The 25713-nt window shown below is 43.1% G+C and carries 17 protein-coding genes and 3 pseudogenes; 14 read left to right on the forward strand and 6 right to left on the reverse strand.

From position 1 onward, the window contains the following. Positions 1-127: 127 nt before the first annotated feature. Complete coding sequence (locus tag B1L02_RS20070; RefSeq protein WP_223192189.1) at positions 128-1015, reverse strand: formylglycine-generating enzyme family protein; 888 nt, start codon at positions 1013-1015, stop codon at positions 128-130. Between the two features lie 228 nt (positions 1016-1243). Between B1L02_RS20070 and B1L02_RS20075 the strand changes: the two genes are divergently transcribed. Then, a complete protein-coding gene (locus B1L02_RS20075; protein ID WP_088532554.1) occupies positions 1244-1786 on the forward strand; it encodes a cysteine hydrolase family protein in 543 nt (180 codons plus the stop codon). Continuing rightward, positions 1783-2160 carry a hypothetical protein gene (locus B1L02_RS20080; protein WP_223229950.1) on the forward strand — a complete coding sequence of 126 codons (378 nt, stop codon included), beginning with the start codon at positions 1783-1785 and terminating at the stop codon, positions 2158-2160. Before B1L02_RS20075 ends, B1L02_RS20080 begins: the two co-directional genes overlap by 4 nt. A gap of 242 nt (positions 2161-2402) precedes the next feature. On the opposite strand, the gene B1L02_RS20085 is transcribed toward B1L02_RS20080, so the two are convergent. The 3 genes from B1L02_RS20085 to B1L02_RS20095 form a co-directional block, all read right to left on the reverse strand. Beyond that, positions 2403-3206: a DUF1338 domain-containing protein gene (locus B1L02_RS20085; RefSeq protein ID WP_088532555.1), complete on the reverse strand. Its 804-nt coding sequence runs from the start codon at positions 3204-3206 to the stop codon at positions 2403-2405. A 76-nt stretch (positions 3207-3282) separates the two neighbouring features. After that, positions 3283-4308 carry an arginine N-succinyltransferase gene (gene astA, locus B1L02_RS20090; protein ID WP_088532556.1) on the reverse strand — a complete coding sequence of 342 codons (1026 nt, stop codon included), beginning with the start codon at positions 4306-4308 and terminating at the stop codon, positions 3283-3285. Positions 4309-4338: 30 nt separating this feature from the next. After that, positions 4339-5544: an aspartate aminotransferase family protein gene (locus B1L02_RS20095; protein WP_088532557.1), complete on the reverse strand. Its 1206-nt coding sequence runs from the start codon at positions 5542-5544 to the stop codon at positions 4339-4341. 188 nt (positions 5545-5732) lie between these two features. On the opposite strand from B1L02_RS20095, the gene B1L02_RS20100 reads away from it, so the two are divergent. Next, complete coding sequence (locus B1L02_RS20100) at positions 5733-6161, forward strand: Lrp/AsnC family transcriptional regulator (protein WP_088532558.1); 429 nt, start codon at positions 5733-5735, stop codon at positions 6159-6161. An 82-nt stretch (positions 6162-6243) separates the two neighbouring features. Here the strand turns inward: B1L02_RS20100 and B1L02_RS20105 are convergent. Next, positions 6244-8144: pseudogene (locus tag B1L02_RS20105) on the reverse strand (putative bifunctional diguanylate cyclase/phosphodiesterase). 577 nt (positions 8145-8721) lie between these two features. On the opposite strand from B1L02_RS20105, the gene B1L02_RS20110 reads away from it, so the two are divergent. From B1L02_RS20110 to rluF, 11 genes and pseudogenes are all read left to right on the forward strand, one after another. After that, the gene (locus B1L02_RS20110; RefSeq protein WP_088532559.1) at positions 8722-9021 is read left to right on the forward strand and encodes an isoamylase early set domain-containing protein; all 300 of its coding nucleotides are present in this window, start codon (positions 8722-8724) and stop codon (positions 9019-9021) included. A gap of 8 nt (positions 9022-9029) precedes the next feature. Further along, on the forward strand, positions 9030-11009 hold the full coding sequence (gene malQ / locus B1L02_RS20115; protein ID WP_088532560.1) for a 4-alpha-glucanotransferase: 1980 nt from the start codon (positions 9030-9032) through the stop codon (positions 11007-11009). Next, positions 11010-13249, forward strand: a pseudogene (glgB, locus tag B1L02_RS20120) (1,4-alpha-glucan branching protein GlgB). It abuts the gene before it with no gap. Continuing rightward, a complete protein-coding gene (gene glgX, locus B1L02_RS20125) occupies positions 13243-15294 on the forward strand; it encodes a glycogen debranching protein GlgX (protein ID WP_088532561.1) in 2052 nt (683 codons plus the stop codon). Before glgB ends, glgX begins: the two are co-directional and overlap by 7 nt. Beyond that, the gene (locus tag B1L02_RS20130) at positions 15287-17770 is read left to right on the forward strand and encodes a glycogen/starch/alpha-glucan phosphorylase (RefSeq protein ID WP_088532562.1); all 2484 of its coding nucleotides are present in this window, start codon (positions 15287-15289) and stop codon (positions 17768-17770) included. Before glgX ends, B1L02_RS20130 begins: the two co-directional genes overlap by 8 nt. A gap of 31 nt (positions 17771-17801) precedes the next feature. Continuing rightward, complete coding sequence (glgC, locus tag B1L02_RS20135) at positions 17802-19076, forward strand: glucose-1-phosphate adenylyltransferase (RefSeq protein ID WP_088532563.1); 1275 nt, start codon at positions 17802-17804, stop codon at positions 19074-19076. Positions 19077-19092: 16 nt separating this feature from the next. Beyond that, positions 19093-20627, forward strand: a pseudogene (locus tag B1L02_RS20140) (glycogen synthase). Positions 20628-20885: 258 nt separating this feature from the next. Continuing rightward, positions 20886-22103, forward strand: a complete 1218-nt coding sequence (locus B1L02_RS20145) for an EAL and HDOD domain-containing protein (RefSeq protein WP_088532564.1) — start codon at positions 20886-20888, stop codon at positions 22101-22103. Further along, positions 22103-23200, forward strand: coding sequence for a DUF418 domain-containing protein (locus B1L02_RS20150; RefSeq protein ID WP_223192188.1), 1098 nt, complete (start codon positions 22103-22105; stop codon positions 23198-23200). Before B1L02_RS20145 ends, B1L02_RS20150 begins: the two co-directional genes overlap by 1 nt. Further along, the gene (locus B1L02_RS20155) at positions 23193-24266 is read left to right on the forward strand and encodes an ABC transporter substrate-binding protein (RefSeq protein WP_088532566.1); all 1074 of its coding nucleotides are present in this window, start codon (positions 23193-23195) and stop codon (positions 24264-24266) included. The genes B1L02_RS20150 and B1L02_RS20155 overlap by 8 nt, the downstream gene beginning before the upstream one ends. Positions 24267-24331: 65 nt before the next feature. After that, positions 24332-25318, forward strand: a complete 987-nt coding sequence (rluF, locus tag B1L02_RS20160; protein ID WP_088532567.1) for a 23S rRNA pseudouridine(2604) synthase RluF — start codon at positions 24332-24334, stop codon at positions 25316-25318. 133 nt (positions 25319-25451) lie between these two features. Here rluF and minE read toward each other — a convergent pair whose 3' ends face one another. Further along, positions 25452-25712 carry a cell division topological specificity factor MinE gene (minE, locus tag B1L02_RS20165; RefSeq protein ID WP_010372964.1) on the reverse strand — a complete coding sequence of 87 codons (261 nt, stop codon included), beginning with the start codon at positions 25710-25712 and terminating at the stop codon, positions 25452-25454. Position 25713 lies beyond the last annotated feature (1 nt).

Here is a 25713-nt window from a genome sequence, read left to right on the forward strand (position 1 = left end):
TATGTTATTTATCCTTAGTGCTGCTCAAGCATACCAAGCGTACAGGCGAAATCAAAATTGCCACAGCATAAAGTAAGTAGCTTGAATAAACGCTGACTTTTACGGTGATAAATGTGATGATAATGCACTAGTTAACAGATTGAACTGGAAGTGGCTTCGCTTGATTTAGCGCGCAGCGAAATCCTTTAGCACGATACGCTTCATCAAGCTCATCTGACTCTTGCCGTGTATATACATTACTACCGCGAGGAGACTCTAAAAATCTTCCTCCTCGCATAACCTTTTTTCTGCCTTCGTTTGGCCCTTTAGGATCCTGCTCTGGTGAGTGTTGATAGTAATCCTCAGCCCACCAGTCATTGACCCATTCAATCATGTTTCCACTTAAATCATAGAATCCCAATGGGTTAGAGGGGTATGTGCCAGAAGGTTCCGCATAATCAGTGTTTAGTTCATAATTACGACCCTCTTCTATCCACCCATTATCTGTGGCAAAAAGAATATTCTCGCCACGGTTTCGTGCTGCAAATTCCCATTGCGCCTCTGTGGGTAAATCAAAGGGTAGCTGGGTTAACTCAGCGAGCCATAAACAATAGTTTTTTGCGCCATACCAACTCACTCCAGCAGGGAATTCAGGTGCACGCCAAATTTCATCTTTATCCCATTTTGTCCACATGGTTCTTGGTAGGTCGTTTACCGCGGTATATAAATCAAAATCTCCATAGCTTACCTCATAAGCGCCCATCGAATAGCTGGTAAGGGTCACCTTATGAGCGGGTTTATTATCGCGGGCTATGGTCCAAGGCAAGTTATTAGGACCTCCACCATCGCCCATCATAAAGCTGCCGCCTTCAACAAACACCATTTGGGCTTTAGTGCGCTCAATAAGTGCTTGCACTTGTTTGTCTTGCTCGCCAGTAAGCGCGTCTATTTGTTGGCCAAGGTCGTCACACCCGCTTATGACCAAGCATAGTAATGTCGCTAAAGGGGGTATTATCTGATGATCAATCTTGTCCATAAGTGTGCTATCCATAAGGTCTTTGCATACACATTTATCATAACTTGTTTAGCTGTATTGAGACATAGCTAATGTGGCAGTAAGACCAATGTATAAATATTAAAATGACAATATAACGCTTGTAATTTATATTGCTTGGGCACTACAACCCTTGAAAGAATGAATGCTGTTCAAGGTGTTGGCGGCTTTTGAGTTTATAAGCAAGATTATGCCCAAAAAGAGTATGCTATGAAATCTGCAGTATTGGTAATTGATGTACAGAGCCTTTTATTCGACCCAGAGCCCAAACCGTATGCAAGTGAAGAGGTGTTAAGCCAAATTAACTTAGTGACAGATTGGGCTCGAAAGCAAGGCGTGCCAGTGATCTATATTCAACATGAGCAAAACGGTACTGCGATTGAGTATGGTAGTGAAGGTTGGCAATTACAATCGGTACTTCAAGTTGACGCCAATGATCTGTTCGTGCGTAAAACCACCCCTGATTCATTTTTAAACACAAATCTGTCTAACATACTTGAAGAACATGGAGCTCAACATATTTATGTTTGTGGTTATGCTACAGAGTTTTGTGTTGATACAACGAGTCGGCGAGCCGCGGGTTTGGGTTATGCAGTTACATTAGTGGCGGATGCCCATACCACACATTGCAAAAAGCACATGTCAGGTGAACAAATAAGAATACATCATAATGCCACACTGCCAAATATCTCCAGTTTTGGAGTGAAAATATCCGCGGTGTCTACTGCCAAAATTATTGCTTTTGGAAAATGAATTATACCCAGTATCTAAGTTTGCCTGCTGAAGAGTACAGAATAGATCGTGAGCTTGGTGGTATTCCTCCACAAGCACTGAGTTTTAACCGTGCAATTGAGCTTGTCGCCAACCCTAGTGATCCTAATGCGGGCAAGACGCCAAGCGAATATGAAGATACAGGTTATATTGATCCGTACGAAGGCGACCCTGAGTGGTTAGAGAGTATTTCGCCAAATCATTTGGACGGGACGAGTTTAAATGGTCAAGGGATCCCGGATTTTCTTACCCCTTACTACATTGAATTCGAAGAGATCTTAGGTGGGCATAACTTTGCCGGAGGGATAGGTATGCTTGATTTGGTAAACCGCGAGTTTGATTGGGGTTGTGGCTAATATTAACTAATACCAATTTATCTTAATACTTGCTCAATTTGAAGGAGTAAATCTGACGCTAACGGCGTTAAAAATTTCTTATTTAGAACAACTAAATCGCAAAATTTTAGCCTAGTTATCGACAAGATTTTCTCGCCTCAAAATAGCTCACTTAATTAAGCAAATTGGTATAAAAAAGCAGCCAGTAAGGCTGCTTTACAATTTAGGCAGAGTGCTTTGGCGAGCACTGATTTTAAACGCGATTATCTTGCGTTAGTACTTTCAAAGATTTTGTCAGCAGAAGCTGCAACAAAACCAGTATAGATCTCGCCGTCAGGCTTGGCATAACGCAGAGCAAACTCATAGAAGCAGCTTGGAATGCTAAATTCACCGTCGTTAAACTGCACGTTTTGGTGATCAGCAAGCGTCGAAGATTGCTCCAGTAACACTTCTGGAGAGCCTTTGATTTCGCCGCCAGAGGTGTTTAGTTCAAAACCATTGTCTTTGAGTGCTTGGTTTACAGCTTCAATTGTGGTGAAGTTCTTCAGGTAGTTGATGCTTACCGTGAAATGGTTTGCACGGTAGCCCCATGCAGACATCCATGCGGCATACTCGCTCTCAGCGAGTAGCTTTTTGTATGTCTCGTGAGAAACACGCCAGTGGGTGCCAGAATACAGGAAGTTTTCAGCTGTTACTGCTGACTCGTCGATTTGCTCAACCATGTCTTTAACGATAGCTTGTAGTTCTTCTGAACATTTTTCAACGAGCAGCTCAGAGATAAACACCTTTGGTTTAGTTGGATCTTGGTGTTCATAGTGCTTAGCATATAGCTTTTTCGCTTCAAAATGGTATTCGCCACACTCTGTATAACCCACTGCTTTAAAATGTGCAGCGAGCTTTTCTAGGCCTACTTTTTCAATATTAAAGGTACGCAATGCAATGTGGTCATTGATCACGTCGTCTTTTTGCGTTGAGCCGAGTAGTTCATGAACTTTAACGGCAGAAGGTGTTACTTCTAGGTAGTTATCCCACAGGTGTTCAAATAGTGTATCTACGTTGCTGTGCATAATGGTTTCCTAATTTTTTGTCTTGGTGACAGTTTGTTAAACTTTATACCAATTGGTATCAGCACGACATTGAAATCTATAGTTTAAATGCGTTTATCAGTTCACCTTGAGTGACATCAAGCGCATTGGCTACCTCTGCGGTCAGCTGAATTTTTTCTTCCGCTTCGCACAGATAAGCCTGATCGGTAAACGTGGCTTTAAACGCGTCTAATCGACCATTTGAAATAGCGAGACTAGGGAGCTTGTCAGGTAGTGAAGCGACTATTTCAACTTCACCTTTAAACGACTCTCTAACCGTTCTAATGTTGTCTAGTTTGGCTTCCACCGTTGGACCTGCGTCGAACAAGTCAACATAGCCACGGTGTTCAAACCCCTCTTTTTGTAACAAACGCAAAGCAGGCTTGGTTTTCTCATGCACTTTACCTATCACAGCTTGTGCTTCTGGACTTAGTAGGTTTGCATAGATTGGATACTTGGGCATAAGTTCACAAATAAACACTTTGTCCCCGAGACCGACCAAGTGATCTGCTTGCGGAAATTCGATGCTAAAAAAGTGCTCTTGCAGCCACTGCCAAAATGGCGAATGGCCATGTTCGTCACTTACACCACGCATCTCTGCAATAACGGTATCGCTAAAGCGTTCTGCATGTTCTGCCATAAATAAGAAACGGCTTCTTGAAAGAAAGCGACCAGCTAATCCCTGACGATGACCTTCACGTAAAAATAGCGTGCAGATCTCAGAGCTACCGGTGTAGTCGTTACACATCGACAGAATATCAACGGTATTATAGACACCCAAAGTTCTTGAGTGATGTACTGTTTTGCCAAGATGATAGTGATATAACGGCACAGACATACCGACCGCAGCTTCAATCGCAGTGGTGCCTATGATTTCGCCCGTGCGTGTGTCTTCAAGAACGAATAAATAGCCTTCGTCGTATGGTTTTGACACTGACTTTGCAAAGCTTTCAACTGAGCGGTTAATTTTATTAGACAACAATTCGTCATCTACTGGCAGTGAGGTAAACCCATGGCCAGATTCAACCGCAATGGTTTTTAGCGCGTCGAAGTCAGTTTTTTGTATTGGTCTTAATACTAACATGAGAAAGAGGAGACCGAGGTCCCCAGCTCCTTAGCCGTTTACTACTGCAGCAACCGCTTGTTCAAAGCGTGCTAGACCTTCTTGGATCTCTTCATCAGTGATCACTAGAGAAGGCGTAAAACGAACTACGTTGGTACCGGCAACTAACGACATTAAGCCGTGCTCTGCACTTGCTACAAGAAAGTCACGTGCACGGCCTTCAAATTTATCATTGAGTACCGCACCAAGAAGCAGACCTTTACCGCGAACTTCAGAAAATACATTGTATTTGTTGTTGATAGCATTTAGGCCATCTCTGAATAGTTGTTCTTTGGCTTTTACGCCAGCTAACACCGATTCTGTATTTACCGTGTCAAATGCCGCTTCTGCCACCGCGCAGGCTAGTGGATTACCGCCATAAGTTGAGCCATGGGTGCCCACTTTAAGGTGAGCTGCAATTTCTGTGGTGGTTAGCATCGCGCCAATCGGGAAACCGCCGCCTAGTGCTTTTGCGCTAGTTAGGATGTCAGGCGTTACACCTAGTCCTTGATAAGCATATAGATCACCAGTTCGGCCAACACCCGTTTGTACTTCATCAAAAATAAGTAGCGCGTTATGCTTATCACATAGTTCGCGCACAGCTTGCACAAACTCAGCATTTGGAGAAATGATCCCGCCTTCACCTTGGAGCGGTTCCATCATGACTGCGCAAGTGTTGTCTGAGATTGTTTTTTCAAAAGCAGCTAAATCGTTGTAGTCGATGTGAGTGATATCAGCAGGTTTAGGGCCGAAGCCATCTGAATAGGCAGCTTGACCACCAACCGTTACCGTGAAGAAAGTACGACCATGGAAGCCTTTGTTGAATGCGATAATTTGCGTTTTTTCTGCACCAAACTTATCTAGTGCCCAACGACGCGCAAGTTTAAGTGCCGCTTCATTTGCTTCAGCGCCTGAGTTTGCGAAATAGACTTTTTCTGCGAATGTCGCATCCGTTAATTTTTTTGCCAGGCGAAGCGCCGGCTCATTGGTCATCACATTTGATAGGTGCCAAATCTTTTCGCCTTGCTCTTTAAGTGCAGAGACAAGCGCAGGGTGACAATGTCCTAGACAGTTCACGGCGATACCGCCTGCAAAATCGATGAACTCTTTACCTGTCTGATCCCAAACACGAGAGCCCTCACCTTTAACTGGAATAACGGCTGACGGGTTGTAGTTTGGAACCATGACTTCATCGAATAATTCGCGATTTGCTTGCATGACGCTTTCTCCTAAATTGTTATCATTGTGCGGTATTACTTACTGTCGGGCAGGAGCTGATTATTTGTTGTTCTGCCCACAGCCAACTTGTTATTTCTTCATTATTACGCGCTTTTGCAATAATTTGCAGTGCAATAATTCACATATTTGCTATCATTTATGTCAAATTAACATGGTTAAATTGCAAAATGATTAGTTCACAAGACGAAAAGCTGATTGCACTGTTGCGTAATAACGCACGAGAGAGCATCTCTGAGTTGGCACGTAAATTAGATCTCTCTAGGACCACAGTACAAAATCGTATCGCAAAATTAGAGCAAAATGGCATAATTAAAGGCTATCGCGTAGAGTTCGCTGAACAGTACATGGACGATTTAGTAGCGGCACACGTTTCTATTAAGGTAAAACAAAAACTCACTACAAAGGCTAATTTGGCATTGCAGCAGTTGCCAAATGTTTCTGCGCTTTATGCCATTAGTGGTGAGTATGATTTGATTGCCATTGTTGAAGCGCAGAGTTTGGAGCAATTGAGCCATCTGCTAGATGAAATCGGTAATTTAGAAGGGATTGAGCGTACCAACTCGTCAGTTATCCTAGAGACCAAATTTAAGCGATAAATAACCTGACCTCGAGTTCTGGCTAAATACTTTGGGTGTTTATCACGACTTGTTAAGTACTCCGCTTTACAATTAACAACACCTATCCAACTTGTTCTGGTAACCAAATGCTGGTGCCGGTGGCTGCGATATGATTCACATTGCCATTTAGCACTTTGCTACCCACATTATTTGAGCTTTCGGGTCGGCTAACTAAATACCCCTGTACACAGCTGATCCCTAAGTTTTTAACTAACTCAAATTGTTCGGTTTGTTCAACGCCCTCGGCAACAATCTTTAATTCTAACTGCTGTCCAAGTTCGCTGATTGAATTGAGGATTTTTCGGTACTTGGGGTTGCTATTGGCTTGAGTGATAAACAGCTTATCGATTTTTATCACATCAATAGGTAAATCGGCGAGGGTGCTTAGTGAACTAAAACCTGTGCCAAAGTCGTCAATTGCGACACTTATTCCAGCATCTCGGCATTGTTGCAATTGTGAAATAGTTTCACCACTGGCCTTAATAAGAGTGGACTCCGTGATCTCCAACATCAAAGCAGTGGCTGGTAAGCCGGTTTTTTCTAGGGCCGCATTTACCCATTCAAAGACCTTTCTGTGTTTTAATTGTATTCCAGAAACATTAACTGAGATTTTTACCTTTTTCATCCCTGCATTATGCCATGCACACATTTGCCTACACGACTCAAGTAGGATCCAATCACCAAGCTCTAAAATTAAATTAGATTCCTCTGCGATCGGAATAAATTCGGCCGGTGGAATTTGCCCTTCTATAGGGTGATTCCAACGAATAAGCGCCTCAAAATAGTCGATAGCACAATCTTCAACATGCACTATCGGTTGGAATGACAGATAAAAGCTTTGCGCAGAGATGGCGAGTCGTAACTCTTCTAAGAGGTAATGATAACGTCGCATCTTCGAACCCATTTCGGGGAATAAACTTTAAAAATCCCACGACCATCCGTTTTTGCTCTGTACATGGCAACATCAGCCATCTGCAATAACGAGTTCGGTGTTGCTGCACTATCTGGGTATACCGCGATGCCGATACTTGCCCCAATTTTGACAAGCTTATTGCCAAGCAAGAAATCACGCTCTATGTCACTAAGAATGGACTGTGCGATTTCTATACACAAACTTGGATTGTTTAATTCGGGAATAAACAGCGAAAATTCATCGCCGCCGAGTCTTGAAAGGTTTTGTTCAAGGCCATGAATAGGGTGGCAATCTTCTAAACCATATTGGCGAACCACTTTTGAGAGCCGAGCGGCAACTTGGATCAGAATTTCGTCGCCAAAACTGTGGCCAAAGGAGTCATTGACCTGTTTAAAGCCGTCCAAATCAATAAATAGCAGTCCACATTTTTGTCGCGCTAATTCCGCTTGCTTTAATTTTGCTTCAATATGGTCAATATACGCATGTCTATCTATTAGCTTAGTGAGCTTATCTTGAAAAATTTGTGATTCTGAATGGCGTTTTACTCGTGCAAGATGGCTAGACAAATCGTGGATCGCATGGCTGAGCTTGGCAAGAGAAGACTTGTGATGCAGTGGCGCACTGTCGACTTCTAAACGCGTCAATATTCCTCCAACGTCCTTATTCACCTCGCTGATGTCATCGTCTTGATTACGATATCTGCGCTCTGATTTGAAAAGATATCCAATAACCGCGAGTAACGTTGTGATTGCAATCAGTGTGATTGGAGAGGTGAACACGGCATACCAAACTGTACTTACATCCAGATATTTGGGGATTCCGAGCGTTGACTCAACTGCAACATAGGTGTGGCTTCCACTTGCGGCAAAGTTCAAACCGTGAAGTAGTGAGGAATACCAAGGTGATACTATTGATGCTGTAAGGTTTTCTTTTGCCGAGGTTGTTGCGAGCAGCTCAAGCACATGGGCTTTAAAAGACAGGTGCAGCAATATGACAACAAATAATGTGCCCATAAGTAGGGTACTTGTTAGTCTTATCGCATTTGGCATGAATAGGCTTTCCTTAGTAATTCAGACTCTTGCATATTACGAAGTAATAGTACGTAGATGACATCTTCATCGTAAAAAATGTAATCTGAAATTTTAGTTGCTAACCCAGTTTTTTACACACTTTAGCATTTAGTTGCAAACTTCGTCATGCAAAAGTACTAAAAATTTCACTATGCAAACTGCTTTATATGAGCGGGATCAATTATTAGTTAAATTCACTTTACATGATAAGCATTCTTAACTAGCTTTCTTGTTGATTCTTCATGTGATTGGCTCAGTGATTGCAAGGAACTCATAGCAAACCGAAATCACTGCTTATCTGATTTAGATTGCGCCAAAACGGTGCAAAATTGCACCAAATTTGTACTGTCATACAAACTCAATATTTGTTTGCTGTACTTAGAGCTGTTGATTTTGAAAGCGAACGGTAAGTTGCCATCTACTTGCAATTTAATTTCACTTAAATTTCACTTAAATCTCAATAGGCTCGACATAAATCGTACACAGTTACCAGTCGTTTGCAGTATTAGCGTACGTCACTGTGAAATAAGGACTCACAAAAGGTAAATGGGGTTATATGCTCACTAAACGGTTTTTTAAAACAAAAGACGAAGCAGAAATTACATTTTCATTTTCACACCCAGAAGCGAAAACGGTGGAACTTGCTGGTGATTTTAATGACTGGCAGCCAGAGCCGATGAAATTCATCAAAAAAGATTGTGCATTTAAGCTTAAACACCGTTTACCAACTGATAAAGATTACCACTTCAGATATTTGATTGATGGTGAAGTTTGGGACAATGATCATCAAGCGGATGACTATGTGCCAAACGGCTTTGGAGAAGATAACAGCGTTGTGTCCACAGCGAGAGCGTAACATTATAAATGGACAACATTGCGCAGCTTCTTTATCTCTATGGTATTGGTTACGAGTACCATAAATACACCGGTGATCACGTGGTATTTGATCACCAAACTCGCTTACAGGCTCTGCAGGAGTGCGGTGTTGATGTCAGTAACCCAGATGCAATAGATACACTCAATTTTGAGCTGGATATTGCCAAGTGGTTAACGCCGGTCGAAGCCATAACTTTGCTTTGCCAAGAGGCGCCAAAGATCACAATAAGAGTGGATGCTGGTCTGCAAATTAACGAATTAACTGTGTCGATCCCCGCTTTATGTTATTACTGTGTTTGCGATCCAAACAAGCAAGTAGTGATTGGAGACTACCTCTATCAAGATACACGTTATGTACAACTTGAAGTGCCAATAAACGTGATTGAAGTCGGTTATCATAGCGCTGAGGTAATGTTAAATGGTGTGCGGTTTGAGACAGAGCTTTGGGTTACCCCTAGGCAGTGTTATGACCCGATTGAACAACATAAAAAGCTCCTTGGATTGTCTATTCAGCTATATTCGTTAAAGCCTGCTGGCAGCAAGCTAAGTGCGGATTTTTATGAGCTAAAGCAATTAGTTGAGGCAAGTGCAGCTGAAGGAGTTGACTACATTTTGTTAAACCCACTGCATTTGTTGTTTGTTGATGAACCTGAAAAAGCAAGCCCGTACAGCCCAAATGACCGCCGCCTACTGCACCCTTTTTACATTTCTATAGAGCTTTTGTGTGAACAATTTGGCCTAGATGTGAGTGTGTTCGCCGACTATTTAGACGTCTCAAAGCGTAACTTAAACTCGACATATCTTGATATGACTCACTGTATGGAAAACAAGCTTAACGCGTTACGGTTTGCGTGGCAGTTATTGAGTGAACAAAGTGGAGCCTGGCGTACAGACTTTGCCCGATTTTGCCAGAATAAGCAGCAAGAGCTTAGGACATTTGAGGAGGATGACTTTGCAAAGTTTCTGCAGTGGCTTGCGTTTGAGCAACTCACTCAATGCCAATCCTCGGCACTGAATGCCGGTATGGCTGTAGGCTTAATCAACGATTTAGCCGTTGGCTGTGCCGACGGCTCAAGTGAATATAACAGCAATAAAAGTTTGTATACCAAACATGCTCGCGTGGGCGCGCCTCCAGACCCTTGGGCAGAGCTCGGTCAAAACTGGGGACTACCAGCGTTAAACCCAGTTAAGTTAAAAGCGCAGCGCTTTGCATTTTTTAAACAGTTGATTCAAGCGAACATAACCGGTGTCGGGGCGTTAAGAATTGATCACGTGATGGGTCTAAGAAGGTTGTGGTGGTGCTTTTTTCAAGACCAGCAGCAAACAGGTTGCTATGTATATTATCCATTTGAGTACCTCTTAGCGATCCTCAAAATTGAGTCCGTCAAACATCAAGTGATGATAATTGGTGAAGACTTAGGGGTTGTTCCAATAGAAATCAAAGCGGCAATGTCTGAGTCTCACATATATAGCAATATTCTTTTTTACTTCGAGAAAGACTATCACGGACAGTTTTTACCACCCATGCATTATAAGGAAAACGCTTTACTGATGGTTGCTAACCATGACGTACCCCCATTTTTTGGTTGGTGGAACCATGATGATCTTAGATTGAAGCGTGAATACCTGTTATTGAGCGAACCAAAACTAGCAAAAGCGGATGAAGAGCGAGTATCTGAGCGAGAGAAGCTTTGTCATTGGCTCAGTCGTTATGGTGATGTGAGTGTGAGTCTTCAGAGCGAAGCGCGTGATGTGTATCAAGCGCTAATCAATGTGCTTGCAAAGTCGCCTGCAAAAATGCTGACAATTCAGTTTGATGACCTCAACGAACAGAAGTTACCAGTGAATATTCCTGGCACCGACAAAGAGTATCCAAATTGGAGAAGGCGACTTAATCAGACATCAGATGAAATTATTGCAAGATCTCGGTCGCTGATCCGAGATGCAGTAAGCAGCAGGAATGAATAGATGAATACAAAAGCAAAAATAGAAGACGCCCAAGTAAATGACTACATCAGTCAATTAGCCGCTTTGGAAGCGGGTAAATGTCGCGACCCATTTTCCTTTTTAGGGCTACACCAGCTAGATCCGCAGCGCTCAGTCGTACGCTGTTTTATCCCAGGCGCGACAGAAATTAAGGTGCTTACAAACAATAGCAGCTATGTTCTTAAACGGTTTCGCAAAAGTGCGCTATTCACATTAGATTTTAAAACGGACGACATCAGCAAAGATTACCAGCTTGAAGTGCATTATCCAGAGCAGACAGTTACTGCGAGGGACGTATATAGTTTTGATAGTTGTTTGGCTGATGATGCTCTGTATTTATTTAATGAGGGAACACAAGCCCAAGCTTATTTGCATTTAGGTGCACATCAAGTAGAGATAGATGGTGTAACAGGGTTTCGATTTGGTGTTTGGGCACCAAATGCGTTGTCTGTTTCGGTGATAGGAGAGTTTAACCATTGGCAGGCCGTGCAGCATCCGATGCGTTTACATCCAGCCAGTGGTGTATGGGAGCTATTTATACCTGCACTGAATGTTGACTGCTGCTATAAATTTGCAATCACCACATTTGAGGGTGAGCGTATAGAAAAGGCAGACCCTTTTGCATTTAAAATGGAACAAGCACCAGGCACTGCGAGTATAACTCAGGCGCGACCAGCCCCTTTCACATTGAGCCAAGTTGAGCATACTAAAAAGGCGCTGCGTAATAAAATTGATGCGCCAATTAGTATTTACGAAGTGCATTTGGGCTCTTGGAAGCGCCGAGAGGAAGAAGGCAATCGCTATCTCACGTATCGGGAGTTAGCGGATGATCTGATCCCCTATGTAAAGTCACTTGGGTTTACCCATCTGCAACTTATGCCTATCAGTGAATATCCTTTTGATGGCTCTTGGGGTTACCAACCTGTCGGGCTATTCTCGCCAACCAGTCGCTTTGGTGGCGTTGAGGATTTTGCTTACTTCGTTGAGCGCTGTCATTGTGAAGAACTCGGGTTACTTATCGACTGGGTGCCGGGACATTTTCCTTCAGATCCCCATGGTTTACATAAATTTGATGGCACACATCTATTCGAACATGCTGATAAGCGTCAAGGGTTTCACCCAGATTGGAACACCTATATTTTTAACTACGATCGCGCTGAAGTAAAAAGCTTTTTGCTGTCTAATGCAATGTATTGGATAAAAGAATACGCCATCGATGGTTTAAGAGTGGATGCTGTGGCATCGATGCTTTATTTGGATTACAGCCGTAAACATGGGGAGTGGGTGCCAAATCAATATGGCGGTCGTGAAAACCTAGGTGCAATAGAGTGCCTCAAATCAGTCAATACCAAATGCTATGGTGTTGACGAAGGTATTATGATGGTCGCTGAAGAATCCACAGCTTGGCCCGGTGTTACCCGCAGTGTTGAACACGATGGTTTGGGTTTTGGTTATAAGTGGAATATGGGGTGGATGAATGACACGCTAAACTATATGTCCAAAGACCCAATTCACCGCAAGTACCATCACCATGAAATGACCTTTTCGATGGTGTACGCCTATTCTGAAAATTACATCTTGCCATTAAGTCACGATGAAGTGGTACATGGCAAAGGTGCGCTACTAAGCAAAATGCCAGGAGACGATTGGCAGCAATTCGCTAATTTACGTGCCTACTATGGCTTTATGTTTGCTCACCCAGGTAAAAAGTTGCTGTTTATGGGCGCTGAACTTGCCCCCGAGAGGAGTGGGATCATAACCAACAACTCAACTGGAAGTTGCTTGAAAGTGAAGCGCACCAAGGCGTGTATGAGTGTGTCAAAGCGCTCAATACGACCTATAAATCAACGCCGCAATTATTCGAGTGCGATAACAAATCAACCGGGTTTAACTGGGTTGATGGGGGGAATGCAGAGCAAAGCATATTTAGTTTTGTACGCTACGGACGAGATGGTGTCACACCGCTGGTGGTGATAGCAAACTTTACGCCACAAACCCATTTTCAATTCCGTTTAGGCGTGCCGTCAGCGGGTGTGTATCAAGTTATCTTAAACACGGATGACAAAGCGTTTTGGGGGAGCGGCGTTGGAGTTGTTGCACATAAACAACAACTCATTGAATCGAAAAACATAGCAAGCCATGGTCTTGAGCAAAGTATTGATATAACCGTTCCGCCTTTGGCAACCGTGTATTTGCAGCTGATCTCTGGTGGCACATGCTAACCAGTTATCGCGGCGATCATCAATTATTGGGTGCAACGGCCAGTGATAAAGGCGTTAACTTTTGTGTTTATGCACCCAAAGCGAAACGCGTAACCCTGTGTCTGTTCGACAAAAGCGGCCATAGCGAAGTGAATCGGATAGGGATGTTTCGGCATGAAGGCGGAAATTGGTCACTGTTTATCGAGGGAGCAAAAGTCGGAGACTTGTACGGCTATCGCGTAGATGGAGAATATAGTGCGGAAAAAGGGCTGCTTTTCAATGCTAATAAGTTACTCTTAGACCCATATTGCCGCGACTTTTTTGGTGAGTTTACTTGGAGTGAACGGCATTTTTGCCATTTACCAGTGGGCCATTTAAATCCTTCTGATAACGCCTGTGATATGCCAAAGAGTAAAGTAACGGCGATTGAGAAGTATCAAGGAAAACGGCCCAAGACTCCGTGGAGTAAAACGGTGATTTATGAATGTCATGTTAAGGGGGCAACTGTTCGACACCCCGATATTCCAAGTAAACACCAAGGAAAATATTTAGGGATTGCTGAACAAACTTTTATCGATCACCTAAAGCATATAGGTGTTACTGCGATTGAGCTGCTACCTGTTCATGCGTTTATCAATGAGCAGTTTCTGACGACCAAAGGACTAAAAAATTATTGGGGATATAACAGCCTCAACTTTTTTACACCACACAAAAGTTATCTCGTCAACGACGACATCAACGAATTTAAGGAAATGGTAGAGCGGCTCCATCAAGCCGGTATTGAAGTTATTTTGGATGTGGTGTTTAACCATACTGCTGAAGGTGGTTTGGATGGCCCGACAATTAGCTTTAAAGGGTTTGATAACCTGACCTATTACAGCACCTTGCCGAGTAAGCCCAATGTCTACATTAATGACACTGGCTGTGGAAACACAATGAATATCTCGAACCCAGTGGTATTAAGACTTGTCTTGGACAGCTTGCGCTATTGGGTAGAATACATGGGGGTGGACGGTTTTCGCTTTGATTTGGCGACGATCCTTGCTCGTCAAGCCTCGGGATTTTCAAATCAACATGCATTTTTGCAAGCGATCCATCAAGATCCAGTGCTTAGCAAAGTAAAACTGATAGCTGAGCCTTGGGATATTGGTCCAGGTGGATATCAACTTGGACAATTTCCTTCTCCTTGGCGTGAGTGGAATGATAAATATCGAGATACCGTTAGGCGCTTCTGGCGTGGCGATGAGGGAGTATTGCCAGAGCTTGCGATGCGTATTCATGGCTCCAGTGACTTGTTTGAACATAACTTACGTGGTCCTCTGAACTCCATAAATTTTCTTACCAGTCATGACGGCTTCTCATTGTTTGATTGGACGGCTTACGAGCATAAACACAATGAAGCAAACGGTGAGGCAAATAGAGACGGCCACAGTGAAAACTTTTCATTTAATTGTGGGGTAGAAGGGTTCAGTGCAGACCCTCAAATCAATGAATTGCGTCTCAGTATGCAGAAAAATGCATTACTCACTTTGTTTTTATCCAAAGGGATCCCGATGATTTGTGCGGGAACCGAAATGGCACATACGCAAAGTGGCAACAATAATGCTTACTGCCAAGACAACTGCACTAGCTGGCTGGCATGGAAAAACCACCAGCAACACCATGCGTTAACTTTCTTTATCCAAGATTTACTTGCGCTTCGGAAGCAATTTGCCGCGTTTTCTCATTCATTTTATGTCCATGACAGTGACAGTCGTTTTGCCGTGAATTGGTTTAATGAACAAGCAAAGCCGTTATCGCCTGACCAATGGCGAGAGCCAAGCCGCAAATGGTTGAGTTATACCATCACCGATCAACGGTTAGGGCAGAGCTTATTGATAATACTGAACGCCAGTGAGAGTGCGCTGCAAATAAAGCTGCCGTTTAGCGCATTTTCGTCTCATTGGCAGCAAGCAATCACCACCGCGGTTGAACCGCAAAGACCAGAGTTAGATTCTTATTTACAGGTTCCAGCTAAATCAGCATGGATATTTACATCAATCAAAGGGGATGAAAAGCATGGCTAATAAAAGTGCGCCAGTATGCGTCGTTAAACATTGGCAAGATGCACCAAAGATAGATGAAAACACCTTGAGTGATGATTTGACTCGTCACTTTTATTACACCTTAGGTCGAGACAAAGTAGGAGAGTCGCGACTGTATTTATACCATGCATTAGCCTTGACTATTCGTGACCGCTTAGTCGCCCGCTGCCGGGCAACCAAAGAACACCTTAAGAGTAAAAAGACGCGCAAAGCAGCTTATCTTTCGTTGGAGTTTTTAATGGGTCGGGCGCTGTCTAATGCAGTATTGAATCTAGATTTAGAAGAACAAGTGCAAGCGGCATTACAAGAATACTGTACCGAGCTTGAAGAGGTCGCCCAGGCTGAACATGATGCAGGTCTTGGAAATGGTGGTTTAGGCCGCCTTGCAGCTTGCTTTTTGGATAGCTGTGCTTCATTAGCTCTTCCTGTTGTTGGTTACGGTTTGCGTTACGAATTTGGGATGTTTAACCAAACCTGTGAGCAGGGTCATCAAGTCGAACAGCCAGATAACTGGCTTCGTGAAGGCCACCCATGGGAGCTTGCCGCGCCCGAGCAAGCCCGCAGAGTGAAATTTTTTGGTCATGTTGAGGTGCACACCGACAAAAATGGTAGGCAGCATCGAGAGTGGCTTGATACGCAAGATATTCTTGCAGTGCCTTACGACGTTCCTGTTCCTGGATATCGTAATGAGGTCGTTAACACATTAAGGCTATGGAAATCAGAGGCGACCGATGAGTTTGACCTCAACGAATTTAACGCCGGTAGTTATTCAGAAGCGGTGGCGAAGAAGAATCTCGCAGAGCAGATAACGATGGTGCTGTACCCCAATGATGCCAGTGAAAATGGTAAAGAACTGAGACTAAGGCAGCAGTACTTTTTATCCAGCGCGAGCTTGCAAGACGTGATCGCAACTTGGGTTGAGCAATACGGCGAAGATTTCAGTGATTTTGCGGATTATCACGTATTCCAACTCAATGATACCCATCCCAGTATTGCTGTAGCTGAGCTAATGCGCATTTTATTAGACGATTACGAGCTGGAGTGGGATGCCGCGTGGAAGATAACGACATCAACCATGGCATATACCAACCATACTTTATTGCCTGAAGCATTAGAGCGATGGTCGGTGAGTCTATTTGCGCGCTTGTTACCTAGGTTGCTCGAAATTATCTATGAGATCAATGCCCGCTTTCTCTCGGAAGTCGCACTTAAATGGCCTGGTGATATGGAAAAGCAGCGCGCGCTGTCGCTGATTGAGGAGTCCAGTCATCCTCAAATTCGCATGGCGTATCTTGCGATTGTAGGCAGTTATTCTGTCAATGGCGTTGCGGCTTTACATACCGAGTTATTAAAAGCTGGCTTGTTCAACGATTTCTATCAACTTTGCCCAGAGAAGTTTAATAATAAAACCAACGGTGTGACGCCAAGACGCTGGTTATCGCACTGTAATCCAGAACTGGCGCAATTGATTAGCGATAAAATTGGCGACGGGTGGCAAGCGGATTTTTCTAAAATTAGTGAACTACGTCGTTATTATGATAATCATGCCTTCCAAAAGCAGTGGTTGACAGTAAAACAAAACAACAAACAACGCCTTGCAGAACTAATCGCCCGTGAATGTCAGGTCGAGTTTGACCCAGCTATGATGTTTGATGTTCAGGTTAAGCGTATTCATGAATACAAGCGTCAGCTGCTTAACGTGTTGCACGTTATCCATCTTTACGATCGGATCTGTCGTGGTGATGTGGCAGAGCTCGTTCCTCGTTGTGTACTCTTTGGTGGTAAGGCTGCACCTGGTTATTACATGGCGAAGAAGATCATTAAATTAATCAATAACGTTGCCAATGTTATCAATAATGACCCTGCGGCTAAGCCCTATCTTCGAGTGGCTTTCATGCCCAATTACAATGTGTCAAAAATGGAAGTGATTTGCCCTGCAACGGACTTGTCAGAGCAGATCTCAACCGCTGGAAAAGAAGCGTCTGGTACAGGCAACATGAAGTTCATGATGAACGGTGCTATTACCATAGGCACTCTCGATGGGGCGAATATCGAAATACGAGAATGTGTTGGTGCAGACAATTTTTACTTGTTTGGTGTAACTGCTGAACAAGCACAGCAAGTGCGACAAAATTATCAGCCCCTTAAGATAATAGAAAGTAGCAATGACCTAAAACGTGTTATGGCTTTGCTCGAAAGTGGGCACTTTAACCTATTTGAGCCTAATATCTTTGATGACGTAATTAACTCAATTAAGAGTAGTACCGATCCTTGGTTAGTGGCACAAGATTTTCCTTCCTATGTTGAGAGCCAAGAGCATGCGGCTCAAGCATATAAAGACAAGGAACATTGGCTGCGCATGAGTATTCTCAATACCGCAGCAAGTGGAAAATTTTCTAGTGATAGAACAATTCAAGATTACAGCGATGATATTTGGCGCTTGAGCCCGATGCAGTAGTCACCGCAAAAAGTTATGGAGAGAAGAAATAATGCCTAATTATGCGAATCGTTATATTAGTACCCTCACTCGAGAAACATATGCTTTAATACTTGCGGGTGGAAGAGGTTCGCGCCTTCACGAGCTCACCAATTGGCGAGCGAAACCTGCAGTCTATTTTGGCGGTAAACATCGAATTATCGATTTTCCACTGTCTAATTGCATTAACTCGGGGATCCGTCGGGTTGGCATTGCCACGCAGTATAAGTCGCACTCACTTATTCGCCACGTTAATCGTGCATGGGGTCATTTTAAAAAGGAGCTGGGAGAATCCGTAGAGATATTACCAGCATCACAGCGTTATGGTGATGAGTGGTACTGCGGTACGGCAGACGCAGTATTCCAAAATATGGATATTATTCGTCATGAGCTGCCCAAGTACGTTATGATTTTATCTGGTGATCATGTCTATAGGATGGATTATGGTGGCTTACTTGCAAAGCACGTAGAGACAGGCGCAGACATGACTGTATGTTGTATTGAAGTGCCCTGTGAAGAAGCAGCGAAAACCTTTGGTGTAATGACCGTTGATGAAAGCAATCGGGTACGTCGCTTTGATGAAAAACCGGTAGATCCGACTTCGATCCCTGGAAAGCCAGGTGTATGTTTGGCGTCTATGGGGAACTATGTGTTTAATACTGAGTTTTTATTCGAGCAGTTGAAAAAGGACGCGGAGCGAGAAGGGTCGGGGCGTGACTTTGGTCATGATATTATCCCATCCATCATAGAAGAGCATAATGTGTATGCGTATCCATTTAGTGACCCTTCACACGAAGGGCAGCCATATTGGCGAGATGTAGGTACGCTAGATTCATTCTGGGAAGCAAACATGGAGTTGGTTTCTCCTGAACCACAGCTTGACCTTTATGACCCTCATTGGCCAATTTGGACTTATCAGGAACAGTTGCCGCCGGCTAAATTTATTTTTGATGATGATGATAGACGTGGTATGGCCGTTGACTCGACGGTATCTGGTGGTTGTATTATTTCTGGTTCTAAGGTGAAGCGTTCATTACTGTTTTCCAATGTGCATGTTCACTCATATTGTGAAATTGAGGGAGCCGTTGTTCTGCCAGGCGCCAAAATAGGACGTAACTGCAAAATCAAAAATGCAATCATTGACCGCAGTTGTCAAATACCAGAAGGGATGACAATTGGTTATGATACTGACTTAGACAAAGAGAATGGCTTTAGAGTGTCGAATAAAGGGATCGTATTGGTGACCCGAGATATGCTCGCAGAGCTTGCGGAAAAAAATAATAAATGATCCATGTAGAGGTACTATGCATGTAATTGTAGTGGCAGCCGAAAACGATCGGTTGCCAAAATGTAAGGTAGGGGCGTCGCAGATGTAATACGCGACATTCCTTACGCATTGGCACAGCTTGGCATTAAAGTATCGGTGGTAACGCCTGATTATGGTCAAGCTGCCTTAGATCGAAACTTAGTCGCTGATATTGCCGTCCCTTTCCGTCAATACTTAGAGACGGCGACGCTTTGGTCTGTTGAAGAAAGCGAGAATGTTACCCAGTATGTCATTTCACACTCGCTGTTTAGTGAGCATCACGGTGCTATTTATTGTAATGATCCCCACCAGCCATTTGCCACGGATGCTAATCGTTTCGCGTTTTTTAGTGCTGCAGTTGCCGAACTTATTGAGCATGAGTTGATTGCGGATATAGATGTTGTGCATCTACACGACTGGCATGCCGCTGTCGTTGCAGTGCTACGTCAGTTTAGTCCAAGATTCAAACGTTTAAAGGCGCTAAGGACGGTTTACACGGTGCACAACCTTGCGCTTCAAGGGATCCGGCCTTTTAACCAAGACTTTTCTAGTCTTGAGTCTTGGTTTCCCACGCTTACCTATGATGGGCTCAGTATTTGCGATCCAACATATCCTCACTGTTTTAATCCGATGCGAGCTGCTATTAATCTTTCAGATAAAGTGCACGTTGTTTCTCCTAACTATGCCAAAGAAGTGATGATCCCAAGTCATCCAGAGTTGGGGTTTTTTGGTGGCGAAGGGTTAGAGGGTGACATGCAGCATGCTTCCCATGAAGGACGGTTAGTGGGTATTTTAAATGGTTGCGTGTATGAAGAACCGGATATCGTAGAAACACCTAATTTTACCGACTATTTGGCGCTAGCCGAGCAACATGTGTTTCAATGGATGGCAAAATCAAGCCAAGTATTATCTCGGTTTTACATTGCGCACCAACGCATACTCGCGTGGCGTGACGAAGCTTTCAGTGGCAAGTTAATCACCAGTGTTGGTCGTCTCACAGATCAAAAAGCACTCATTTTAAGACAGCCGACCCAATCAGGTATTGTACTAGATGACATCGCGACAATTGCCAAGCAACAAGAAGCACGTATTGTGATTGTCGGGTCTGGAGACCCATACCTAGAGCAGCTATTTACCGAGGTCATGGCACGTCATAGCAATGTGTTGTTTTTAAATGGCTATGGTAAAGCACTCGGTGAGCAACTGTACCCGCTAGGTGATTTGTTTTTGATGCCAAGCTCCTTTGAGCCCTGCGGCATAAGTCAAATGCTTGCGATGCGTGCTGGGCAGCCTTGTGTCGTGCATAAAGTGGGTGGGTTATCCGATACGGTGAAGCACAATGAAACCGGTTATTGTTTTGAAGGGGAAACGCTCGCTGAGCAAGGCAGTCAGTTTGTTGCGATTTTTGAATTAGCGCTTGCTGATCTGATGGGCGATGGAGAGAAATATCAACAACTCAGGCAGCAAGCTCGAATGCAGCGCTTCGACTGGTCTGACGTTGCACAAAAATACTGCGAACAATTATATAGATAGCGCAGATTTAGATAAAAAAATTTGCACATCTGTGTTAAGTATTTATCAATTAGCTCAATTGCTACACAAAAAACTAGGTCAAAGGTGTCAAAAGACAGCTTTGACCTTTCTTTTTTATCATTTTGCATTATCTTTTAAGCTATTATTTTGATTCTTAATAGCTTAGGTTGATTTTCTTTATCATCATAAAGGGTTAAAATCAAAAAATTGCTAAACCAAAAGTGCGATTGTTCACTTTAGGTACGAAGGAGTTTTTGTTTGAAGGTTTTTGTGGCCCGCCAAGCCATATTTAATCGTAAAAAACAAGTTGTTGCATACGAATTGTTGTTTCGCGATGGTGTAAAAAATAGCTTTCCAAATATTGCAGATGATGCAGCGACAGCCAAGCTGATAATGAATAATCAACTTAACCTCGGCATGCGATATCTCACTTCGGGAAAGAAAGCGCTAATTAATATTGGTCCAGACTCTTTACGTCAGGAGCTGTGTGAATTTCTCCCAGCAAATGATGTGATTTTGGAGCTGTTGGAGACTATTCCACCAACAAAACAAAACTATGAACGGATAAGAGGTTTATTTCACAGCAACTTTAGGCTTGCCCTCGACGATTTTGAATACTCAAAAGAGTGGGAACCCTTCTTAAAGCTCGTAAGGCTTATCAAGTTCGACGTCATGGAAAATCCGCTGGACACCATAGTGCCAGTGATTGATATGATCAAAGAACGAAAGAACATCAAACTTCTTGCTGAAAAAGTCGAAACCGAAGCTGAGTTCGAGCAAGCTAAAAAGATGGGATTTCAGTTCTTTCAAGGCTACTTCTTTGCAAAACCAAAGATGATTGAGCAAAAAGACATTACTATCAATTACGTGATCGCCATGCTCATTTATGAGGAAGCACTCAAACCGAATATGAGTATTACACGATTAGCCGAATTATTTGCTCAAGATACAGCGCTTGCGTATAAACTGCTAAGGTTGATTAACTCAGGTGTATTCCCGATCAAAAGCCGCATCGAGTCATTGAAGCAGGCCTTGGTTTATTTAGGAAACGAGCGTGTCAAAAAGTTTGTAAACTTAATCATGACAGCACACGTAGCCGAGGGAAAGCCAACCGAATTAACACGCCTTTCTATTGTACGTTCGCGATTTTGTGAACTTATCGCACAGCAAATTTCGCCAGGACTTGCCAATATGAGCTTTATGACTGGGTTGTTTTCTTTGCTTGATGCCATTCTTGACAGGCCAATGGAGCAGGTTGTAAACAAGTTGCCTTTTCCTGAACAGCTCCATGATGCCCTGATAGGCAAACCTAACACGCTATATTATATTTTAAATATCGTTAGAGCCTATGAGTCTGGTAGCTGGTGGACATTACAGGATGCGTGCAGTTATCTAAACTATAAAGACGAAAACCTTCCTGATTTTCATGCTGCTGCGATAAACTGGGCTGATATGTATAAAAACCGTGTGTATTGATGAATAGAATTATTGCAATGGATGCGATCCGAGGGTTCGCGCTGCTTGGCTTACTTTCCATGAATATGGTACATATGGCCAATTTTGAGTTGGGCTATGTACCAGCCAAAGTTGTTCACTATCTTGATCCGTTTTTTGCGCTGGTTAATAGCATTTTCTTTGATGGTCGTTTTAGAACCTTATTTGCTATGTTATTCGGGGCGGCATTGTGTATTCAGGTGGCAAAGGCGAATGGCCAGAGCTTTGCAAGACATCGATTAAAATGGCTGATGGTCTTTGGTGTGTTACACGGTGTGCTCATTTGGCCTGGAGATATTTTATTTAATTATGCGCTGAGTGGGCTTGTCGCACTGCAATTTATTGACGCAAACGACAAAAAGTTAAACCGCTATGCGATAGGATTCATTCTAGTCCCTTCTATTGCTATCAGCTTACTGCTGTTAATTGATCCTGAAGCACAGATAAATAGAGCCTCTGACACTTACCTAGAATTCTTGCAGCAAATTCCAGCAAACTACCTAGAGCTGCTCACGCTAAACGGCCTCTACTTTATCATTATCAGTTTACTTATACCGGTTATTACTTTGTGGTATACCGCTGGGTTAATGCTACTCGGTATGCGTTTATATCGAAGTGGAATGTTTGATTTAGATAGTGCTGAACCTGTTCATAAAATTAATTTGTTTGCCGTGATTGCTATTGTTTTGTCATTTGTTGGTTTTGTTCTTGAGCGTAGACTAGGTGTGGAGTTTTTTGAAGGGGTCAATTGGATCCTTGCTGTACCAGTAGCGTTGTTTTATATCGTTGTAATCAAGGCGGCGATGCGAGGTGCGAAGCATCAGCTTTGGAGTTTACAATGTGTTGGGCGTCTTGCGCTTTCGTTTTACCTTCTTCAGTCAATCGTATTTGTAAGCTATTTTTACCTCATAAATCCGAGTGCTATCAGCACTTGGGATCGAGTGGATTATTTCTCAGCATTTGTAATTGCGTCTATAATCCAATTAGTACTTGCAGTTGTTTATTGTAAGTTGTTTAAGCAAGGTCCATTTGAGACGTTATTGAAGGTGCTAGTGCTAAGAAGAGCCTGCTATGATTAAAAAAGTTCTAATTGTGTTAGTGCTATGGATAGTGTGTTTTAGTGTTGATGCTAAACAGTCATTAAATGTCTTGTTTGTGAACCCCTCTGTGCCAGGGGACCCATTTTGGCAGCGCGTCCAAGGTATTACAGAAGCGGCTGCGGAGCAACTCGACATTAGATTGGATGTGATCTTTGGAGAAGGAAATCGAATTATTCAGCTTGCTGAACTTAAAAAATATTTGAGTTATCGCGTTACACCTGATTACGTTATCCTCATTAATTATCCTGGCGGTGCTGAAGAGAGTCTGAAACTCCTAGAAAAGTATGGGATTAACCATATTACGTTAGAAGAAACAATCTCAGGACCCGAAAGACAGGCTATTGGTAATCCAAAAGAACACTATAAGTATTGGCTAGGCGAAGTCCATCACGATAATGACCAAGCAGGCTACGATTTGGCTAAGCAGCTATACCAACAGGCTAAAGCCAACGGTCATGAAACGATTTATCCAATTGCTATCAATGGTCACTATGGCACAGAATCAGACATAAGAAGCAACGGTGCAAAGCGCTTTTTTGATGAAGTTGGCGTAGCCGTTCAGCAAACTGTTTATGCTGGTTGGTCGAAAGAACAAGCTTTTGATAAAACCAAGAAGCTATTGAGTCGCTACCCACAAACAAATCTTATCTGGAGTGCTTCAGACTTAATGGCGATGGGGGCCATCACAGCAGCTGCGTCTAAGACCTCAAAAATCGTTTTTGGCGGATTTGATTGGTTGTCAGATACTTTTGATCTTATTGAACATAATGAGATGCAAGCATCTGTTGGTGGACACTTCATGATGGGCGCATGGGCATTGATTTCGGCGTACGATCACTATTATGGTCATCCTTTTTGGAAGAATAACACTGAGCTTGCGTTTGACTTAAGCGTGATCACGAAGGAAAACCTAGCTAGTTACTACTGGATAAAGTCGGAAAAAAACTGGCAATCTATCGATTACAAGGCAATGAGCCTCAAAGGAAAACCTAAAGAGCAGTACCACTTTTCTCCCGAGTTATTAAGAAAAAGTTTGCAAAAGTAGAAATGCAGTAGTGTAAAGTGGTTGAAGCGATTACAATACGGGTTTTTACTCAAAGTGGTTGTATCGTGACAGAGCAAAAGCGCCTCAATAAATACATCAGTGAAACTGGATACTGCAGTCGTCGTGAAGCTGATGACTTAATCGCCTCAGGCCGTGTCAAAGTAAATGGAATTCTACCAGAAATGGGCACCAAAGTGTCAGATGCTGATACCATCGTTATTGATGGTAAGCCTCTGAAAGCTAAGCCAAGGGCTGTATTTATTGCTTATAATAAACCTGTTGGTGTAACTTGTACCACTGAACGTAAAATCAAAAGTAATATTGTTAGTGCGATTAATTACCCCGAACGTATTTTCCCCATTGGTCGCCTAGACCGCCCATCTGAAGGATTAATTTTCCTGACCAACCAAGGCGATATGGTCAATAAGATCCTTCGCGCCGGTAATAACCATGAAAAAGAATATGAGGTTGTGGTCAATAGACCCATTGATGAGCGATTTGTAAAACGTATGTCCGCAGGTGTTCCAATCCTTGGAACTGTGACTAAACCATGTAAAGTTCGTAAAACCGGTGCTAAGTCATTTACCATTGTCTTGACCCAAGGCTTAAATCGTCAAATTCGCAGAATGTGTGAATATCTAGGTTTTGAAGTAACACACCTTAAGCGTATTCGGATCATGAATATCGACCTAAAGGGGCTTAGTTCTGGCAAGTGGCGTCATCTCAATGACGACGAAATGCGAGCGATTAATTTAGCCACTGAGTCATCAAGTAAAACGCAAGAAGCATCAGCAGGTGCAGGCGCAGGAAAGCTACAAGATAAGCCTAGAAGTGAAGTAGGCGAGGTTAGTCGCCCAAAGCAAGATGGGCGAGCGCATAACAGAAAGGATCGAACAACTGAACTCGACAAGCAAAATAGCGTTAAGCCAAAGTCAAAAACGCGAAGTGGTGAACAAAATCACGGTAACAACAATCGCAAATCAAGCCTTAAACCAAATGCTAAGCCAGCAAAAAGAGTCAAGGGTACTTTGTCCTTGAATAAAAGCAAGTAACCTGAACTTCGGATAAATAATGCCTTCCTAGCAGAATGGATCAATGTAAAGCCCCCTGACAGGTTGTTTAGGACGAGTCAAACGAAATAAAAAGGGCTATTTTTTATAGCCCTTTTTTCACTTACTCAAACAGTTACTTTTCATCATCTGGTAGAGTAACGTTCAATTCTAATACTGCTAAATCATCCTCGTTTTGCTCAAACTGGACGTTGACCGCATCCGAATCTACTTTTACGTATTTACGAATAACATCAAGGATGTCTTGCTTAAGTTGTGGTAAGTAGTCTGGTGTACCACGCTTTGAGCGTTCATGCGCAACGATGATTTGCAGTCGCTCTTTCGCTAGTGAAGCGCTATTTTTTTTCTCAGAACGAAAATAATCTAGTAATGACACC

This window comes from Pseudoalteromonas piscicida (genome assembly GCF_002208135.1).
Taxonomy (GTDB): Bacteria; Pseudomonadota; Gammaproteobacteria; order Enterobacterales; family Alteromonadaceae; genus Pseudoalteromonas; species Pseudoalteromonas piscicida_A.

Coding starts and splice junctions, on each gene's coding strand:
- B1L02_RS20070 (WP_223192189.1), bottom strand. CDS start 1,015: ATGGACAAGATTGATCATCAGATAATACCCCCTTTAGCGACATTACTA.
- B1L02_RS20075 (WP_088532554.1), top strand. CDS start 1,244: ATGAAATCTGCAGTATTGGTAATTGATGTACAGAGCCTTTTATTCGAC.
- B1L02_RS20080 (WP_223229950.1), top strand. CDS start 1,783: ATGAATTATACCCAGTATCTAAGTTTGCCTGCTGAAGAGTACAGAATA.
- B1L02_RS20085 (WP_088532555.1), bottom strand. CDS start 3,206: ATGCACAGCAACGTAGATACACTATTTGAACACCTGTGGGATAACTAC.
- astA (WP_088532556.1), bottom strand. CDS start 4,308: ATGTTAGTATTAAGACCAATACAAAAAACTGACTTCGACGCGCTAAAA.
- B1L02_RS20095 (WP_088532557.1), bottom strand. CDS start 5,544: ATGCAAGCAAATCGCGAATTATTCGATGAAGTCATGGTTCCAAACTAC.
- B1L02_RS20100 (WP_088532558.1), top strand. CDS start 5,733: ATGATTAGTTCACAAGACGAAAAGCTGATTGCACTGTTGCGTAATAAC.
- B1L02_RS20110 (WP_088532559.1), top strand. CDS start 8,722: ATGCTCACTAAACGGTTTTTTAAAACAAAAGACGAAGCAGAAATTACA.
- malQ (WP_088532560.1), top strand. CDS start 9,030: ATGGACAACATTGCGCAGCTTCTTTATCTCTATGGTATTGGTTACGAG.
- glgX (WP_088532561.1), top strand. CDS start 13,243: ATGCTAACCAGTTATCGCGGCGATCATCAATTATTGGGTGCAACGGCC.
- B1L02_RS20130 (WP_088532562.1), top strand. CDS start 15,287: ATGGCTAATAAAAGTGCGCCAGTATGCGTCGTTAAACATTGGCAAGAT.
- glgC (WP_088532563.1), top strand. CDS start 17,802: ATGCCTAATTATGCGAATCGTTATATTAGTACCCTCACTCGAGAAACA.
- B1L02_RS20150 (WP_223192188.1), top strand. CDS start 22,103: ATGAATAGAATTATTGCAATGGATGCGATCCGAGGGTTCGCGCTGCTT.
- B1L02_RS20155 (WP_088532566.1), top strand. CDS start 23,193: ATGATTAAAAAAGTTCTAATTGTGTTAGTGCTATGGATAGTGTGTTTT.